Origin of the sequence: Streptomyces sp. NBC_01515, from assembly GCF_045040345.1 — a bacterium.
Classification (GTDB): Bacteria; Actinomycetota; Actinomycetes; order Streptomycetales; family Streptomycetaceae; genus Streptomyces.
Genome location: NZ_CP109416.1, coordinates 4,280,902 through 4,298,097 on the forward strand (window position 1 = coordinate 4,280,902; position 17,196 = coordinate 4,298,097).

The following is a 17,196-nucleotide window of genomic DNA, read 5'->3' on the forward strand; positions in this document are numbered from 1 at the left end:
GCGGGGGTGTCCCGAAACGCGTTTGTTCTGTAACGGTGCGCCCCCCGATGCTCTGCGCTTCCTGTGACTGGGCCAGGATGTCGGGATCACATAAGCATCTGGAGGGGAACCCAGAAATGAGCTACAACCAGCCGGGCCCGTACGACGGGCAGCCTCAGCAGCCCGGTCCGTACGGTCAGCCGGGTCCCTACGGCCAGCCTCCCCAGCAGGCGCCGCAGGGCGCCCCTCAGCCCGGCTACGGCTACCCCCAGCAGGCTCCCCCCGCCCAGCCCGGCTACGGCTACCCGACGCAGCCCCAGCCCCCGCAGGGCGTCCCGCCGCAGGGTCCCTACGGCCAGCCGCAGCCGCCGTACGGGCAGCAGGCGCCGTATGGCCAACCCCCTTACGGGCAGGCCCCGTACGGTGTTCCTCAGCCGCCGGTGCCCGGCGGGAAGAAGAAGACCGGGCTCATCATCGGGGCGGTGGCGGTCGTGGCCGCCATCGGCGTGGGCGTGTACTTCGTGCTCGGCTACACCGGGTCGTCCGGTCTCGCGGACGACGGTCCGCACAAGCTGACGACGCCGGCGAAGGTGCTCGGCGACTACAACCGGGCGACCAAGGACGGCGACACCAGCGACAGCGGCTCGTCGACCGTGAAGGACCTGGAGAAGAGCGGCGTCAAGAACGGCACCGCCGTCTTCGGCGCCTACACGACGGCCGACCTGAGCGGCTACAACCCGAGCGATCCCTCCACCGCGCCCAGCGCGGCGGAGCTGCTCACGGCCAAGGGCATCTCGCTCATCGGCGCCTATGGCAAGATCGCCGATCCGCAGAAGTCCCTGGACGCGTTCTTCGCGGACATCCAGAAGGACGTCAACCAGAGCGGCTCCTCCAGCAGTTCGTCGGGCGGCAGCAAGCTGGTCGGGGACCCCGAGTCGGTCGACGTCAACGGCGCGGTCATGAAGTGCCAGGCGGCCAAGGGCACCAACCAGGTGACCAAGAAGACGCAGACCGACTGGTTCTGCGCCTGGGCCGACTACAGCACCATCGCGATGGTCTCCCCCGGTGACAACACGGCCGATGTGTCGAAGGACACCGCCGTCTCGATGACCACCAAGCTCCGCAAGGAAGTTCGGGTGAAGAGCTAGCGCCGGAGGCCTCAACCACGAGGGGCGCCCGGTCGGTTGACTGACCGGGCGCCCTTCGTGTCGTACAGGAAGCAGCTGTGGCGGCTACGCCGTCTTCTGCTCGCCCGGGCCGCGGCCCCGCGCGTCGCGCGGGATCAGGGTCGGGTTGACGTTCGACAGGACGACGTCCGCCGTGATGACGACCCGGGCCACGTCCTTGCGGGACGGGACCTCGTACATGACGCCCTGGAGGACTTCCTCCATGATGGCGCGCAGGCCGCGGGCGCCGGTCTGGCGGAGGATGGCCTGGTCGGCGATGGCTTCGAGGGCCTCGCGCTCGAAGTCCAGCTCCACGCCGTCGAGTTCGAAGAGGCGCTCGTACTGCTTGACGAGCGCGTTGCGCGGCTCGATGAGGATCTGGAGCAGGGCCTCGCGGTCCAGGTTGTGGACCGAGGTGATGACGGGGAGGCGCCCGATGAACTCGGGGATCATGCCGAACTTCACCAGGTCCTCGGGCATGACGTCCTCGAACTGGTCCTTGGCCTGCAGCTCCCGCTTCGAGCGGATCGTCGCGCCGAAGCCGATGCCCTTCGCGCCGGCCCTGGACTCGATGAGCTTCTCCAGGCCCGAGAAGGCGCCGCCCACGATGAACAGGACGTTCGTCGTGTCGATCTGGATGAACTCCTGGTGCGGGTGTTTACGGCCGCCCTGCGGCGGGACCGACGCCGTCGTGCCCTCCAGGATCTTCAACAGGGCCTGCTGGACGCCCTCGCCGGACACATCGCGGGTGATCGACGGGTTCTCGCTCTTCCGCGCGACCTTGTCGATCTCGTCGATGTAGATGATGCCCGTCTCGGCCTTCTTGACGTCGTAGTCAGCGGCCTGGATGAGCTTCAGCAGAATGTTCTCGACGTCCTCGCCGACATAGCCCGCCTCCGTGAGCGCGGTCGCGTCGGCGATCGCGAACGGCACGTTCAGCATGCGGGCCAGGGTCTGTGCGAGGAGGGTCTTGCCCGAGCCCGTGGGGCCGAGCAGGAGGATGTTGGACTTCGCCAACTCGATGGCGTCCTCGCGGTTCTGACCGCCGCCGTGCTCACCGGCCTGGACGCGCTTGTAGTGGTTGTACACCGCGACCGAGAGAGCCTTCTTCGCCGACTCCTGGCCTACGACGTACCCCTCAAGGAACTCGTAGATCTCGCGGGGCTTGGGGAGTTCCTCCCAGCGCACCTCGCTCGTCTCCGCCAGTTCTTCCTCGATGATCTCGTTGCAGAGGTCGATGCACTCGTCGCAGATGTACACACCGGGCCCTGCGATGAGCTTCTTGACCTGCTTCTGGCTCTTGCCGCAGAACGAGCACTTGAGCAGATCGCCGCCGTCACCGATGCGTGCCACGGTGTGCTTCCCCTTCGCCTGGGAGACGCCTAGGTCCAGCGACTCCTGGTGCTGCCTTATGTCCGACGGTACCTTGCCGGGCCCCCCGTTCGGGCCCCCCTTGGCACGGTTCACTTCCACGTGGACGTGCCAAGGGGTGGTGGACGATACAGGTCCGGGTCAGCGGACGTCGGCGTTGTTCATCTTCCGGGTGGAGATGATCTGGTCGATCAGGCCGTACGACAGGGCGTCCTCGGCCGTGAGGATCTTGTCGCGCTCGATGTCCTCGCGGATCTTCTCGATCGGCGTCTTCGAGTGCTTGGCCAGCAGGTCCTCCAGCTGCGCACGCATCCGGAGGATCTCGTTCGCCGCGATTTCGAGGTCGGAGACCTGGCCCCGGCCCGTCTCGCTGTACGGCTGGTGGATCAGCACGCGCGCGTTCGGCAGCGCCATGCGCTTGCCCGGCGTACCGGCGGCCAGCAGGACGGCGGCGGCGGACGCGGCCTGGCCCATGCAGACCGTCTGGACGTCCGGCTTCACGAACTGCATCGTGTCGTAGATCGCGGTCAGCGCCGTGAAAGAGCCACCGGGGCTGTTGATGTAGATCGAGATGTCGCGGTCCGGGTCCATCGACTCCAGGCACAGCAGCTGCGCCATGACGTCGTTGGCCGACGCGTCGTCGATCTGGACACCGAGGAAGATCACGCGCTCCTCGAAGAGCTTCGCGTACGGGTCGTACTCACGCACGCCCTGCGAGGTGCGCTCCACGAAGCGCGGGATCACGTAACGGGACTCGGCGGCGGGACCCGTGTATTCGGCGCGTGCGTGCTCGTACAGGCCGTTGCCGGGGAAGTCGTTCACTGTCTCTCTCCTAGGGGCTGTGACGGTCGGCTGGGGGCTGTGCTGGGGCATCAGGCCCCGGTGCCGCCGCCGCCCGGCATACCGGCGGCCGTGGGAATCACGTCGTCGATGAGGCCGTAGTCCTTGGCCTCGTTCGCGTCGAACCAACGGTCGCGGTCCGAGTCGCGGGTGACCTGCTCGATGCTCTGGCCCGTGTGCTGGGACGTGAGCTCGGCCATGCGCCGCTTGGTGTGCAGCAGCCGCTCCGCGTGGATCTTGATGTCGGAGGCCGAACCGGCCAGGCCGGCGGAGGGCTGGTGGATCAGGATCTCGGCGTTCGGCAGCGCGAAGCGCTTGCCCGGGGTACCCGCGCTGAGAAGGAACTGGCCCATGGAGGCGGCGAGGCCCATGGCGATGGTCACCACGTCGTTCTTGATGAACTGCATGGTGTCGTAGATCGCCATGCCGGCCGTGATCGAGCCGCCGGGGCTGTTGATGTAGAGGTAGATGTCCTTGTCGGGGTCAGCGGCAAGGAGGAGGAGCTGCGCGGTGATCTTGTTGGCGATGTCGTCGTCGACCGCCTGGCCGAGAAAGATGATCCGCTCACCGAGCAGCCGGTTGTAGACCTGGTCGCCGAGGCCACCGATAGAGGGCTCGCCGGCGGCTGTAGGCATCAGATTCGTCACGTATCCACCTGCTCGTCTTTACGACGGCGCCGGGCCGTCTCACCGTGTACTGCCGGGGGCAATGGGGACTCCCCTGCCCTCGTATTCATGGACCCTAACGCGCGGGTCCCTTCGGAGAATCCCGCAAAGGGAACTGTTCGCTGTCAGCGCATGCGGTGCGCCGGCCTGAGCGGAATCCTCTGGGGTGGGGTGGGTGCGGTCGTATCGGGGCCGCGGGTGAGTGGGGGCTTGTCGCGCCCGCGCGGCGGAGCCGCAAGTCGATACGGCCCCGCGCCCCCTTGGGGCGCCCCATTGGGCGGTACGGCAAAGGGCCCCGGGGCTTGATGCAAACCCCAGGGCCCCTCGTGTGACTGCTTACGCCTCGGTCGGCTCCTCGACGGCCTCGGCCGTCTCGGTGGCCGTCTCGGTGGTCGTCTCGTCGTCCTCGTCGTCCAGGTCGACGATCTCGCCGTTGGTGTCCTTGACCGTGGCGGCCTCTACGACGACGGCCAGGGCCTTGCCGCGGGCCACCTCGCCGACGAGGAGGGGGACCTGACCGCCTTCGACGACGGCCTGGGCGAACTGGTCGGGGGACATGCCGGAGGAGGCCGCGCGGCGCATGAGGTGCTCGGTGAGCTCCTCCTGGTTGACGTTCAGCTTCTCCTTGTTGACGAGCTCGTCGAGGACGAACTGCGTCTTGATGCCCTTGACCGCGGCTTCCTTGGTCTCGGTGTCGAACTCCTCGGCCGTCTTGCCCTGGATCTCCAGGTACTTGTCGAGGTCGAGGCCCATCTGGCCGAGCTGGTGGTGCTCCAGGTTGTGCTTGCGGGTGTTGATCTCGTCCTCAAGGAGCTTCTCGGGGACGGGCACCTCGACGAGCTCCAGCAGCTTCTCCAGGACGCGCTCCTGGGCCTGCGTGGCCTGGTCGTACTGCTTCATGTTCTCCAGGCGCTTGCGGCTGTCCGCGCGCAGCTCCTCCAGAGTGTCGAACTCGGAGGCGAGCTGGGCGAACTCGTCGTCCAGCGCGGGCAGTTCGCGGGCGGCGACCTGGGTGACCTTGACGGTGACCTGGGCCTCCTGGCCGGCCGCGGAGCCGCCCTTGAGCTCGGAGGCGAAGGTGGCCTCGCCACCGGCCTCCAGGCCGGTCACGGCCTCGTCAATGCCTTCGAGCAGCTCGCCGGAACCGATGGTGTAGGAGACACCCTCGGCGACACCGTCCTCCAGGACCTCGCCGTCGACCTTGGCCTCCAGGTCGAGGGTGACGACGTCACCGTCGACGGCGGCGCGCTCGACCGGGGAGGTCGCCGCGAAGCGCTCGCGCAGCTGCTCGACCGACTCGTCGATGTCCTCTTCGCTGACCGCCACGGCGTCGACCTCGACCTCGATGCCCGAGTAGTCCGGGATCTCGATGGTCGGGCGGATGTCGACCTCGGCGGTGAAGTTCAGCGTCTCGCCGTCCTTCAGCTCCGTGATGTCGACCTCGGGCTGGCCGAGCGGGTTGAGCTCCGCCTCGTTGACCGCCTCGGTGTAGAACTTCGGAAGCGCGTCGTTGACCGCCTCCTCCAGGACCGCACCGCGGCCGAACCGCTGGTCGATGACGCGCGCCGGGATCTTGCCCTTCCGGAAGCCCTTCACCGTGACCTGCTGGTTGATCTTCTTGTACGCCGCGTCGAGGCTGTCCTTGAGCTCCTCGAAGGGCACCTCGATGCTGAGCCGAACCCGGGTCGGGTTCAGGGTCTCCACGGCGCTCTTCACGGTTCGGTCTCCTTGGGGGCTGACTTCTTGGGTTGCGGACCCAGACAGGTCCGGCGGTTTCTGGTCGCCCGGAGGACTTCAGAGTGTGAGAGACACACGGGCGCGCAGCTTGCATAGTAGCCGCAGCGACGAGACCCCCCAAAAGGCGATCCCGCGAGGTACTGGTGTGATACCGGTCCCGGAGGGCCGGTATGTGGTCGGGGTGGCGGGATTTGAACCCACGGCCTTCCGCTCCCAAAGCGGACGCGCTACCAAGCTGCGCCACACCCCGTCTGGTGCGACACGTAGGGTACATGCCCGCAGGCGGTCGGGCCGCCGCATTTCACGAGCGCCGGGGTGCCGGACGGGGCACGGGGAATGCGGTGTGCGCTCAGGGCACCCGACCCGCTACGATGCCTTCTGTGCCGCGGTCGTCTGACCTGCGGCGCGTCGTGTGCGGGCGTAGCTCAATGGTAGAGCACTAGTCTTCCAAACTAGCTACGCGGGTTCGATTCCCGTCGCCCGCTCCATACGACTCAGGGCCAGGTCGGAGAATCACTCCTCGACCTGGCCCTGAGTCGTTCCCGGAGTCCCGCCCTTGCCAGCGACTCAGAAGCTGATCGAGTTGATCGTCTCCGCCAGTGAGTTTATGAACCGGTTGATGGACGGGGCCATCCCGGTCGAGGCGAGGAAGAAGCCGAAGAGGATCGCGACTATGGCTGGGCCGGCCTTGATCGATCCCCCTCGGATCAACACCACCAGGATGATCGCCAACAGCAGCACCACAGACAGTGAAATGGCCACAACTGATCACACCCTCGGTCGGTCCGCTCTCCCGGCCCGGGGACGCAACCCGCGCACCCCGCCAGAACCATCGTGCCACCAACGCGGCCCACGTATGCGGCGGGTGACGCATCGTTGGTCGCAAAGGTTCGGCAGGGACGCGTTCGCAGTTCGTTCGCATTATTGGCATGCGCACATGAACAGACCTTCCCCGTGTGCCCTTTTGCGCCTTTTGATCGGGATGAATCGTGACATCGTGAACAGATTCCGGACGCGCGTCCGATGGTTTCACCGATTTCCACAGGCAACGCTAGGGTGCCTCAGATGTTCCACGTTGACGCGCCCCCGGGCCAGAACGAACAGAGCAAACAGAACGAAAAGAACGAACAGACCAAACCGCGTGACGCGTTCTTCGACAACGCGAAGTACCTGGCGATCCTGCTGGTCGCCATCGGGCACTCCTGGGAGCCCCTGAAGGGCGACAGCAGAGCGCTCCAGGGCCTGTACATGGTCGTGTACAGCTTCCACATGCCGGCGTTCATCGTCATCTCCGGCTATTTCTCCCGCAGTTTCGACATGAGCCCCGCCCGGCTGAAGCGACTCCTCACCGGTGTCGCGCTGCCGTACGTCGTCTTCGAGATCGCGTACTCGCTCTTCAGCCGCTACGCCAACGACGACCCGCACCAGCAGATCACCCTCCTCGACCCGCTGTATCTCACCTGGTTCCTCTGCTCGTTGTTCATCTGGCGGCTGACCACCCCGGTCTGGAAACTGGTCCGCCACCCGCTGCCGGTCGCCCTCGGCATCGCCATGCTCGCCTCCTGCACCCCGGCCATGACCGACGACTTCGATCTGCAGCGGACGGCGCAGTTCCTGCCGTACTTCGTGCTCGGCCTCGTCCTGAAGCCCGAGCACTTCCGGCTGGTGCGGCGGCGCGAGGCGCGGATGCTGGCGGTGCCGGTGTTCGTGAGCGCGCTGGTGTTCGGCTACTGGGCGGTGCCGCGGATGAACGCGAGCTGGCTCTACCACCACGACTCCGCGCAGGAGTTCGGGGCGCCCTGGTGGGCCGGGCCCGTGATGATGCTCGCGATGTTCGGCTGCTCGCTGCTGCTGACCGCCGCCTTCTACTCCTGGGTGCCGAGCCGGAAGACCTGGTTCACGGCGCTCGGCGCGGGCACCCTGTACGGCTACCTGCTGCACGGCTTCCTGATCAAGGGCGCCGGCTACGCGGGCCTGTACGACCACACCTGGCTGCACCGCCCGTACGGCGTCGCCCTGGTGACCGCCCTCGCGGTCACCGCCGTCACCCTGCTGTGCACGCCGCCCGTACGCCGGGTGTTCCGCTTCGCGATCGAGCCGAACATGGAGTGGGCGTTCAGGCGGGACGCAGCCGAACTGGCCCGCGACCGCGAGCAGTTGGAGCAGCCGCACGGGCAACAGGCCGCGCGGGAGACGGTCAACGCCTAGGGACGCCCAGGGACGCCTATTCAGGAACGGCCAGACCGAGAAGTGCGCGCATCCGTGCGTACTTCGCGGTCAGTCGTCTCCGGGTCGGTTCGTCCAGGACGGCGAGGCGGGCCGGGTCCGCGTTGTGCGCCAGGTCCGCCTCCTTCACCAGGAGTGCGCCGGGGGTCGCGAGAATGCGCGCGGCGTACGCCTCCGGAGGCTCCCCGGCCCGCTTGGTGACTGCCAGCACGATGTCCTTCGTACGACGGCTCAGCGCGGCCTCGTGCAGCCGGCGCTCGCTGAGCGCGTCGTCCTCCACGGAGTCGTGCAGCCAGGCCGCCGCGATCTGCTCGGCGTCGCCGCCACGCGCGCGTACGCCCTCGGCCACGGCCTGGAGGTGCTCGGCGTACGGCCGCCCCGCCTTGTCGGTCTGGCCCTCGTGGGCGGCGCGGGCGAGGGTCTCGACCTCGGCGGTGGTCAGACTCCCCGGAAAATCACCGGTGCTCACCGGGGCAGGGCCTGCGCCGTCGGCCCCTCCCGGCACACCAGCAGCAGAGCCCGGTCGTCGTTGACGTCCTTCGCGACCGCCTCGATCAGGTGCCAGGCCGCGCCGTGGAAGCCGCCGGCGACATAGCGGTCGGCCTCGCCGGTGAGGCGGTCTATGCCCTCGACGATGTCGCGCTCGGAGGTCTCCACCAGGCCGTCCGTGAACAGCATCAACACGTCTCCGGGCCGCAGCGATCCCTTCACAGGGTCGAACTGGGCGCCGTCGTACACACCCAACAGCGGGCCCTCGGCCGCCTTCTCCTCCCAGCGGCCGCTGCCCGCGCTGAGCTGGAGGCCCGGCGGGTGGCCCGCGGAGAAGAGTTCGTAGTCGCCGGAGTCGAGGTCCAGGACGAGGTGGATCGAGGTCGCGAAGCCCTCGTCCCAGTCCTGGCGGAGCAGGTAGCCGTTGGCGGCGGGCAGGAACGCGTGCGGGGGCAGCGAGCCGAGCAGGCCGCCGAAGGCGCCGGAGAGGAGCAGGGCGCGGGAGCCCGCGTCCATGCCCTTGCCGGAGACATCCGTGAGGACCACCTCCATGGTCCGACCACCGTTCGTGCGGGCCGCGACCACGAAGTCCCCCGAGAACGACTGGCCGCCCGCCGGCCGCAGCGCCATCTCCCGGTGCCAGCCCTGCGGGAGTTGGGGCAGCTTGCTCTGCACCCGGATCCGCTCGCGCAGGTCGAAGAGCATGGTGCCGCCGCGCCGCCAGGGCACGCCCACCCGGCTGCGGAACTGCGCGATCAGCAGCCCGAAGAAACCGCACGCGGCCACCACGAGCACCACGCCCGGGGTCACCCGCGCCGGGCCCTCGGTGTACGGGCCGAGCTTCACCGACTCCACGATCAGACCGGTGGCCGCCGCCGCGTACAGGCCGAGCAGGCTCGCGGGGCGCAGCAGCAGGCCGCCCGCGACGATCGGGAGGACCAGCGCGGCGGCCGAGAACCACACCGCGTTGGCGAGGGTCATGGCCACGATCACCGGGATCGTGATCAGCAGCCCGGCCAGCGCGACCCAGTCCGAGCCGTCCCCGCGGAAGTAGTCCACGGCACTTCTGCGCAGGCCGGTGCGGACCCGGTGAACCAGCTTCTTCAACCGGGCCGTGAACGTGTCGGCCTCCGCGCGCCGCTCTCGTCCTGCTGCCATTAGTTCGGGACCCTATCCATCCGACCAGCCGCTTGGCACGGGAGGTCCCACTTGTCCCCCCTGCGAGGTTCAACTTCACAGTGAACTTCACCGGAGGCCCTCGTGGAGGCGCCCGGCGGAAATTCCCTGGCTCGTCCCGCAATGCGCTGGTAGGCATGGTCCATGGGGACAGTTGCGAGAAACACACCGGCCGGGCCGACCGAACTGCGGGTACTGCGCCAGGACGAGTGGAACACCTGGTACGACAACCTTGTCAACGCCTTCGGCGGCATCCCGGAGTCGCCCGAGGAACGTGAACTGTGGCAGCGGCTCACCGAGTTCGACCGCTCCCTCGGCGTCTGGGACGGGAACACGTGCGTGGGGACGGCGGGCGCCTTCAGCTTCCGGCTCACCGTGCCCGGCGGCGCCTCCGTGCCCGCGGCCGGCGTCACGATGGTCAGTGTCGCCGCCACGCACCGGCGGCGGGGCATCCTGAGGTCGATGATGCGCCGGCAGTTGGACGACGTACGGTCCTGGGGCGAGCCGCTGGCCGTCCTGACGGCCTCCGAGCCGGAGATCTACGGCCGCTTCGGGTACGGCATCGCGACGATGACCACGACCGCCGAGATCGACACCGACCGCGTCCGGCTCTCGGTGCCGCCGGGCACGGACGACGTACGCCTGCGCTACGCCGAGCCCGCCGCCGTACGGGACGAGTGCGAGGCGGTGTACGCGCGGCTGGTGGCCGGGCGGCCGGGGATGCTGGCGCGGCGGCCCGGGTGGGAGGAGCTGCCGCTGCTGGACCCGGAGAGCGAGCGGGAGGGGGCCTCGCCGCTGCGGTGCGTGGTGGCCGAGCGGGACGGTGAAGTCGTCGGCTACACGCGGTACTTCGTCAAGCCGGAGTGGGACATCCAGGGTCCCAAGGGGACCGTACGGCTGCGGGACATGGCGGCGCTGGACCCGGCGTCGTACGCGGCGCTGTGGCGGTTCCTCTGCGAGCTCGACCTGACGGGGAAGGTGGCGATCCACAGCCGGCCCGTCGACGACGCCTGGCAGCATCTCGTCTCCGACATCCGGCGGTGCGCGATCCGGCACCGGGACTCGCTGCACGTACGGCTGGTGGAGCTGGGGGCCGCGCTGGAGGCGCGCACCTACCAGGCGCCCGTGGACGTCGTGTTCGAGGTCGCGGACGCCTTCTGCCCCTGGAACGAGGGGCGTTGGCGGCTCACCGGCGACGCGAAGGGCGCCGCATCCTGCAAGCGCACCGAGGAACCGGCCGATCTCGCGCTGTCCGTACGGGAGTTGGGGGCCGCGTATCTCGGCGGGGTGTCCCTCGCGTCGCTCGCGGGGGCCGGTCGGGTGCGGGAGCTGCGGGCCGGGGCGCTGGCCGAGGCGTCCTTGGCGTTCGGGTCGACGGTCGCGCCCTGGCTGCCGCACGGGTTCTAGGCCATCCGGAGAACATCCGGAACAGCCGGAACAGCCCTACCGCTGCTGGCAGTTGGGGCACCAGAACAAGTTGCGGGCGGCGAGGTCGGCGGTGCGGATCTCGCCGCCACAGATGTGGCAGGGGCGGTTCGCCCTGCGGTAGACGTAGACCTCGCCGCCGTGGTCGTCGACGCGCGGCGGGCGGCCCATCGCCTCGGGGGTGTGCTCGGGCCGGACGGTGTCGATGCGGTTGGTGCGGACGCCCTCGCGCATCAGCGCGACGAGGTCGGTCCAGATCGCGTCCCACTCGGCGGGCGTGAGGTCCTTGCCCGCGCGGTACGGGTCGATGCCGTGCCGGAAGAGGACCTCGGCGCGGTAGACGTTGCCGACGCCCGCGATGACCTTCTGGTCCATCAGCAGGGCCGCGATCGTCGTACGGCTGCGGGAGACGCGCCGGTACGCCGCGTTCGGGTCGGTGTCCTCGGGCGGGCGCAGGGGGTCGGGGCCGAGGCGGTCGTGTATCGCCCGCTTCTCGGTGTCCGTGATCAGGGCGCAGGTGGTGGGGCCGCGGAGATCGACGTACGACGTGTCGTTCGCGAGGCGCAGGCGGACGGTGTCCGTGGGCGGGGGTGCGGGGGCTCCGCCGAAGCTCACCTTGCCGAACAGGCCGAGGTGGATGTGGATCCACTCCTCGTCCCGGAAACCCAGGAACAGGTGCTTGCCGTGGGCTTCCGTGCGGGTGAGTTCCGTACCGGTCAACAGTGCTGCGGCGTCGCTGAACTTGCCCTGGGGACTGGTGACTTGAGTGGCTCGGCCCTTGAAGTGAGCGCCGTAGTCCAGTGCGAGTCGGTGAATCGTGTGCCCCTCTGGCACCTGACGAACTTCCTTTCCCACCCAGCCACCCACCCACCCGTCTCGGTCAGTTGACGGGTGGGCGCTCGAAAGACCTCTCCCAAGAGGCTGGTTCCGCTTACTGCTTCGGGTGGTGCGCCGGAATCTCCGGCAGCTCCCCCGTCGCCTCGTACTTCGTCAGCATGTCGATCCGCCGCATGTGCCGCGGGTCCTCGGAGAACGGCGTACCCACGAAGGTCTCGACGAACTTCGTCGCCTCCTCCTCCGTGTGCATCCGCGCGCCGACAGCCACGACGTTCGCGTTGTTGTGCTGGCGGCCGAGCGACGCCGTCTCCTCGCTCCAGGCGAGGGCCGCACGCACGCCCTTGACCTTGTTCGCCGCGATCTGCTCGCCGTTGCCTGAGCCGCCGATGACGATGCCGAGGGCCTCGGGGTCGGCGGCGGTGCGCTCTGCGGCGCGGAGGCAGAAGGGCGGGTAGTCGTCCTGGGCGTCGAAGATGTGCGGCCCGCAGTCGACGGGCTCATGGCCCGCCTCCTTGAGCCACTCGACGAGGTGGTTCTTGAGTTCGAAGCCCGCATGGTCGGAGCCGAGATACACGCGCATGCGTCGAGTGTGACACGGCTGTTTCCGGGAAGCAGCTCCGGGGCCCGACCTCGTTAAATACAGGCAACACCTCGCAACCTCAAGGAAACCTCAAGTAACGATCTGGATTCAAAGGTTCAGGAATTCCTTTACCTCCGATTCACTGGACCGACTCGTACGCCGCTCGTACGAGCACCCCCCACCGGCATCCCAACCGGCGTAAAGGAATTCCCCCCATGACTGCCCCCATGACTGATGGCTCCGGCCTCCAGGCAGGACTCAAGAACCGACATCTCTCGATGATCGCGATCGGCGGTGTCATCGGCGCCGGCCTGTTCGTCGGCTCCAGCTCGGGCATCGCGACCGCGGGCCCCGGCATCCTGCTCTCCTACGCGCTCGTCGGCACGCTCGTGGTGCTGGTGATGCGCATGCTCGGCGAGATGTCGGCCGCGAACCCCACCTCCGGCTCCTTCTCCGCGCACGCCGACCGCGCGCTCGGCCGCTGGGCCGGTTTCTCGATCGGCTGGCTGTACTGGTTCTTCTGGGTCGTCGTGCTCGCCGTCGAGGCGACCGCCGGCGCGAAGATCCTCGAAGGATGGATACCGGCCGTACCGCAGTGGGGCTGGGCGCTCATCGTGATGGTGGTGCTGACCGCCACGAACCTCGTATCGGTCGGTTCCTACGGCGAGTTCGAGTTCTGGTTCGCCGGGATCAAGGTCGTGGCGATCGGCGCGTTCATCGTCGTCGGCGCGCTGGCGATCTTCGGCGTGCTGCCCGGCGCCCACACCGACAAGGCGGGCCTCGGCAATCTCACCGACCACGGCGGCTTCCTGCCGAACGGTCCCGGCGCGATCCTGACCGGCGTGCTCCTGGTCGTCTTCTCCTTCATGGGCAGCGAGATCGCCACGCTGGCCGCCGGCGAGTCCGAGGACCCGCAGCGCGCGGTCACCAAGTCGACCAACAGCATCATCTGGCGCATCGGCGTCTTCTACCTCGGCTCGATCTTCATCGTCGTCTGCCTGCTCCCGTGGAACGACCCGTCGATCAAGGCGCAGGGCTCCTACGTCGCCGCCCTCGACTCCCTCGGCATCGCGCACGCCGGCCAGATCATGAACTTCATCGTGCTGACCTCGGTGCTGTCCTGCCTCAACTCCGGCCTCTACACGGCCTCCCGCATGGCCTTCTCGCTCGGCGGTCGCGGCGACGCCCCGAAGGCGTTCGCCCGGACCACGTCCCGCGGTGTGCCGATGGCGGCGATCATCGCCTCCGTCGTCTTCGGGTTCGTCGCCGTGTTCTTCAACTACGCCTTCCCGGACACGGTCTTCCTCTTCCTGGTCAACTCCTCAGGCGCGGTGGCCCTGTTCGTGTGGCTGGCCATCTGCGCGTCCCAGCTGCGCATGCGCCGGATCATCGAGCGCGAGTCGCCCGAGAAGCTCGTCGTACGGATGTGGCTGTACCCGTATCTGACCTGGGCGACGATCGCCCTGATCGTCTTCGTCCTCGGCTACATGCTCACCGACACGGAGGGCGAGAGCAGCGGCCGTACGACCGTTCTGCTGTCCCTGCTGGTCGCGTTGGCGGTCGTGGCCGTGTCGGTGGTCAAGGAGCGGGTGCGGGGCGGAAAGGCGGTCGCGACCGCCGAGACGGATACCGACACGGACAAGGTGTCTGTGGGCTGAGGGAGTTCACCGAAGCCGTTCACAGCACCACGAAGCTGTTCTTGACCTTGTCGTAGGTCTTCAGGGCCTGGGTCTCCACGCCCGGCTGGTACCAGGTGTTGATCTGGTACGACTTCCCGTCCTCGTCGAAACCGAGCAGCCGGGCGTGCCACGCGACGCCCTTGAGCGTGAACGTGTACTCCCAACTCACCGCCGGATAACCGCGGAACGTCGTCCTGTCGAGGCGGATCTTCCGGTAGCTCTCCCCCTGATGAGCGTTCCGCTCCGAGGCCTCCCAGGTCTCCATCAGATCACCGCGCGCGAGCGACGACTTGCCGACCAGTTCCTGACTCCCGTCCGGGGACGTGTAGTGCACCTCGGCCCCCGTCTTCAGATCCCGCCGCCACCCGTCGGGCGTCGCCCACGCGAACCCACCCGCCTCTCGATGCGTGCCCGGGGGCAGGGTCGGGGGGCGGGAGGTGCCCTCGACTGTGGGGGACGGGGAGGTGGACGGGGACGTGGCTGTCGGGGACGGGGAGGTGGACGGTTCGGTCGACGTCGCTGGCGTAGACGAAGCAGATGAAGTAGCTGAAGTACCGGACGAGCCACCGGAGTTCGCGAGGAGCGTCCCGAGGACCGCGCCTGCGACCACCACTGCTGCGGCGGCGATCAGTCCGATACGGCGGCGGGTGCGGTGGGTGCGGTCGGGGCTGAACGGCCGTGCGGGGCCCGGGAGTTCACCGCCGGGCGACGAGGCCTCGGGACGGGGTAGGCGGGCGGGGTGGGGACCCAGGTCGAGTCGCTGGGGAGCCGGGCGGGGCGAGCGGGCCGGGTGGTTGCCGGGAACGGGGTCGGGGCCGGGACCAAGACCGGGGTGCGGTGGTGCCGGGCGCGGGGCCGGCGGGTGGGCCGGGAGGGGCACGGGCTTCCGCTCGGTCGACGCCGCGGCTCGTTCGGCGAGTTGAGCCTCTTCGCTGCGCTCGGCTTGTGCGGCGGGCTCAGCTTGCGCGGCGCGGACAAGGGAGACGCCCGTCCTGCGCGGCGCAGATCGCCGGGAGTTGTTGGACGATGCCTCGGAGTTCAACTCGGAGGCGGCTTCGGCAGCGGAGGCCGGTTCCTCTACGGCGGGACGCTGCGTCGGTATCGCGTCCTCGATGGGGTCGGGGTCGTAGATCCGGGGATCGCGTGCCGCGCGGACGAGTGACGGTGCCAGGAAGGCCGGGGTGGGTGACTCCTGATAGGCACCTGGCTCCTCCGTCAACTCCCCTTCCGCTGAGCCGGGTTCTTCGACCTCCGGCGGAGACGCCACCCGCACCAACACCCGCTCCAGCTCATCCAACCCCGGCCGGGCCGCAGGCCGCTTCCGCAGCAGCGCCGCGAGGATGTCGCGCAACGGGCCCGCAGCCGAAGGGAGTTCGGGCTCCTCGTACAGAACCGCGTGCAAAGTGGCCAGTGTTGTGTCGCGGGAGAACGGTGAGCGACCGCCGAGCGCCGCGCAGAGTGTCGCGCCGAGGGACCAGATGTCCGAGGGCGGTCCCTGCGGATGGCCGGAGATCCGCTCGGGTGCCATGTAGTCGGGCGAGCCCACCAGCATGCCGACCACCGTCAGCGCCGTGGCGTCCTGGATCGCGGCGATGCCGAAGTCGGTGAGCACGACCCGCTGGCCGCGGTTCTCGACGAGCACGTTGCCGGGTTTGATGTCGCGGTGCAGGACGCCTACCGCGTGCACCTGGCGCAGGGCGGCCACCAGGCCCAGTCCGATGCGGGCGGCCTCGTGCGGGCCGAGCGCGCCGTCGTCCGTCAGGATGCGTTCCAGGGAGCGCCCGGCGACCAACTCCATGACGATCCACAGGCGTTCGCCCTCGTCGACGACGTCGTAGACGCGCACGACGTTGGGGTGGTCGATGCGGGCCGTCGCCCTGGCCTCGCGCAGGGTGCGCTCGCGGCGGGTGCGGGTGTCCTCCGCGTCGAGGCCGTCGATGCGCATTTCCTTGACCGCGACCTGCCGGTCGAGCATTTCGTCGGCGGCTCGCCACACCCGCCCCATTCCCCCCTGACCGATACTCTCGACCAGCCGATAGCGTCCGGTCACCAATAGTCCCGGAGTACCGCCGCTCCCCATGCTCCCCGAATTTCCCATATTCCCCGGCAATCCGCCGCACCCCCACAATGGTCACACTTCATGCCGTACCAGCATAGTGCGGAGAAATCTTGTGGTACCTCTTCAAGTACTGCGAATTCAGGCACAGTCGCAGGGGGACACAGGGGAACACAAGGGGGACGAACATGAGTTCTCGTCGTGCGACGGCTATTGCCACGGCCGTCACAGGATCGCTGCTCACGGCATCTTTCTCGACGGTGATGATCCTTTCCTTCACCGCCTCGGCGGATGACCAGGGACCGGGCAGCAGCAAGGGCGGAAAGGCGATGGACGCGGCTCCGGCGGGAGTGAAACTGACCACGCTCCTGCCGGAGAAGATCTCGGTCGACAACGGCTCGAAAAAGACGGCGATCACCGCCACGGTGAAGAATGCGGGGACCAAGGAGAGCGGCGATCTCCATCTCCTGGTCGTCGGTTTCGACGGCCTCAAGGTCACCAATGTGCAGGGCTGTTCGGCGATCGGCGAAAAGGATCTGCCGCCCGGTTCGAACAGCGGATTCACGTGCTCCGTCGGCGCTCTCGCCGCGGGCAAGTCGAAGTCGTACGCCGTCGACGCGACGTACGACCTGAGCAAGGCCGGGAAGATCTGTCTGCCGGTGATGTCCGCCGACGGCAAGAAGACCTTCTGGCAGCAGGGCCCGGTCCCGTTCGGTACGACGAACCCGTCGCCGAACGCCCCGGCCACCCCGTTGCTGCTCGGCACCGATAACAAGCCGGTGGCACCGGGCGGCGACACGCTGCCCAAGACGGGGGTCGGCGACGACGTCCTGCCCCTGGGCGCGGCCGGCGCGGCACTGATCGCGGCGGGCGCGGCGGGCCTGTACTGGTCCCAACGACGGCCGGGGCAAAGCCCGTTGGAAAGCTAGGGCAAGGGGGGAGTGGGAGGGGGAGGGCCGGGTAGCGGGAG

The 17,196-nt window shown here is 68.5% G+C and carries 15 protein-coding genes and 2 tRNA genes; 6 read left to right on the plus strand and 11 right to left on the minus strand.

Translation table 11 applies throughout. The features are described 5' to 3' along the window. The first annotated feature begins 116 nt into the window (after nucleotides 1-116). Nucleotides 117-1,127, plus strand: coding sequence for a hypothetical protein (locus OG407_RS18940; protein WP_405859518.1), 1,011 nt, complete (start codon nucleotides 117-119; stop codon nucleotides 1,125-1,127). 84 nt (nucleotides 1,128-1,211) lie between these two features. Here OG407_RS18940 and clpX read toward each other — a convergent pair whose 3' ends face one another. From clpX to OG407_RS18965, 5 genes are all read right to left on the minus strand, one after another. Continuing rightward, a complete protein-coding gene (gene clpX, locus OG407_RS18945; protein WP_328683355.1) occupies nucleotides 1,212-2,498 on the minus strand; it encodes an ATP-dependent Clp protease ATP-binding subunit ClpX in 1,287 nt (428 codons plus the stop codon). 159 nt (nucleotides 2,499-2,657) lie between these two features. Then, nucleotides 2,658-3,338 carry an ATP-dependent Clp protease proteolytic subunit gene (locus tag OG407_RS18950; RefSeq protein ID WP_328683354.1) on the minus strand — a complete coding sequence of 227 codons (681 nt, stop codon included), beginning with the start codon at nucleotides 3,336-3,338 and terminating at the stop codon, nucleotides 2,658-2,660. 50 nt (nucleotides 3,339-3,388) lie between these two features. Then, nucleotides 3,389-3,991 carry an ATP-dependent Clp protease proteolytic subunit gene (locus OG407_RS18955; RefSeq protein WP_327407260.1) on the minus strand — a complete coding sequence of 201 codons (603 nt, stop codon included), beginning with the start codon at nucleotides 3,989-3,991 and terminating at the stop codon, nucleotides 3,389-3,391. 366 nt (nucleotides 3,992-4,357) lie between these two features. Further along, on the minus strand, nucleotides 4,358-5,737 hold the full coding sequence (tig, locus tag OG407_RS18960; protein ID WP_405859521.1) for a trigger factor: 1,380 nt from the start codon (nucleotides 5,735-5,737) through the stop codon (nucleotides 4,358-4,360). A 194-nt stretch (nucleotides 5,738-5,931) separates the two neighbouring features. Further along, nucleotides 5,932-6,008 (minus strand) — tRNA-Pro (locus OG407_RS18965). 164 nt (nucleotides 6,009-6,172) lie between these two features. Between OG407_RS18965 and OG407_RS18970 the strand changes: the two genes are divergently transcribed. Then, nucleotides 6,173-6,246: transfer RNA gene (locus tag OG407_RS18970), tRNA-Gly, on the plus strand. A gap of 79 nt (nucleotides 6,247-6,325) precedes the next feature. Here the strand turns inward: OG407_RS18970 and OG407_RS18975 are convergent. Beyond that, the gene (locus tag OG407_RS18975) at nucleotides 6,326-6,520 is read right to left on the minus strand and encodes a hypothetical protein (protein WP_026151384.1); all 195 of its coding nucleotides are present in this window, start codon (nucleotides 6,518-6,520) and stop codon (nucleotides 6,326-6,328) included. A 303-nt stretch (nucleotides 6,521-6,823) separates the two neighbouring features. On the opposite strand from OG407_RS18975, the gene OG407_RS18980 reads away from it, so the two are divergent. Beyond that, on the plus strand, nucleotides 6,824-7,966 hold the full coding sequence (locus OG407_RS18980) for an acyltransferase family protein (protein ID WP_405859523.1): 1,143 nt from the start codon (nucleotides 6,824-6,826) through the stop codon (nucleotides 7,964-7,966). 16 nt (nucleotides 7,967-7,982) lie between these two features. Here OG407_RS18980 and OG407_RS18985 read toward each other — a convergent pair whose 3' ends face one another. Both OG407_RS18985 and OG407_RS18990 read right to left on the minus strand, forming a co-directional pair. Continuing rightward, nucleotides 7,983-8,453, minus strand: coding sequence for an HD domain-containing protein (locus tag OG407_RS18985; protein ID WP_405859525.1), 471 nt, complete (start codon nucleotides 8,451-8,453; stop codon nucleotides 7,983-7,985). Beyond that, the gene (locus OG407_RS18990) at nucleotides 8,450-9,631 is read right to left on the minus strand and encodes a PP2C family protein-serine/threonine phosphatase (protein ID WP_365300441.1); all 1,182 of its coding nucleotides are present in this window, start codon (nucleotides 9,629-9,631) and stop codon (nucleotides 8,450-8,452) included. The genes OG407_RS18985 and OG407_RS18990 overlap by 4 nt, the downstream gene beginning before the upstream one ends. Before the next feature lie 162 nt (nucleotides 9,632-9,793). On the opposite strand from OG407_RS18990, the gene OG407_RS18995 reads away from it, so the two are divergent. Next, nucleotides 9,794-11,056, plus strand: coding sequence for a GNAT family N-acetyltransferase (locus OG407_RS18995; RefSeq protein WP_405859527.1), 1,263 nt, complete (start codon nucleotides 9,794-9,796; stop codon nucleotides 11,054-11,056). A 36-nt stretch (nucleotides 11,057-11,092) separates the two neighbouring features. Here the strand turns inward: OG407_RS18995 and OG407_RS19000 are convergent, their stop codons facing one another. After that, nucleotides 11,093-11,908, minus strand: a complete 816-nt coding sequence (locus tag OG407_RS19000; RefSeq protein ID WP_405859529.1) for an Fpg/Nei family DNA glycosylase — start codon at nucleotides 11,906-11,908, stop codon at nucleotides 11,093-11,095. Between the two features lie 97 nt (nucleotides 11,909-12,005). Beyond that, complete coding sequence (locus tag OG407_RS19005; protein ID WP_403587945.1) at nucleotides 12,006-12,491, minus strand: ribose-5-phosphate isomerase; 486 nt, start codon at nucleotides 12,489-12,491, stop codon at nucleotides 12,006-12,008. 215 nt (nucleotides 12,492-12,706) lie between these two features. On the opposite strand from OG407_RS19005, the gene OG407_RS19010 reads away from it, so the two are divergent. Then, on the plus strand, nucleotides 12,707-14,149 hold the full coding sequence (locus OG407_RS19010) for an amino acid permease (RefSeq protein WP_405859531.1): 1,443 nt from the start codon (nucleotides 12,707-12,709) through the stop codon (nucleotides 14,147-14,149). A gap of 19 nt (nucleotides 14,150-14,168) precedes the next feature. On the opposite strand, the gene OG407_RS19015 is transcribed toward OG407_RS19010, so the two are convergent. After that, nucleotides 14,169-16,175 carry a serine/threonine-protein kinase gene (locus OG407_RS19015; RefSeq protein WP_405868487.1) on the minus strand — a complete coding sequence of 669 codons (2,007 nt, stop codon included), beginning with the start codon at nucleotides 16,173-16,175 and terminating at the stop codon, nucleotides 14,169-14,171. Between the two features lie 239 nt (nucleotides 16,176-16,414). On the opposite strand from OG407_RS19015, the gene OG407_RS19020 reads away from it, so the two are divergent. Next, entirely contained in the window at nucleotides 16,415-17,155 is a 741-nt protein-coding gene (locus OG407_RS19020; RefSeq protein ID WP_405859533.1) for an LPXTG cell wall anchor domain-containing protein, read from the plus strand. The last annotated feature ends 41 nt before the right edge of the window (nucleotides 17,156-17,196 follow it).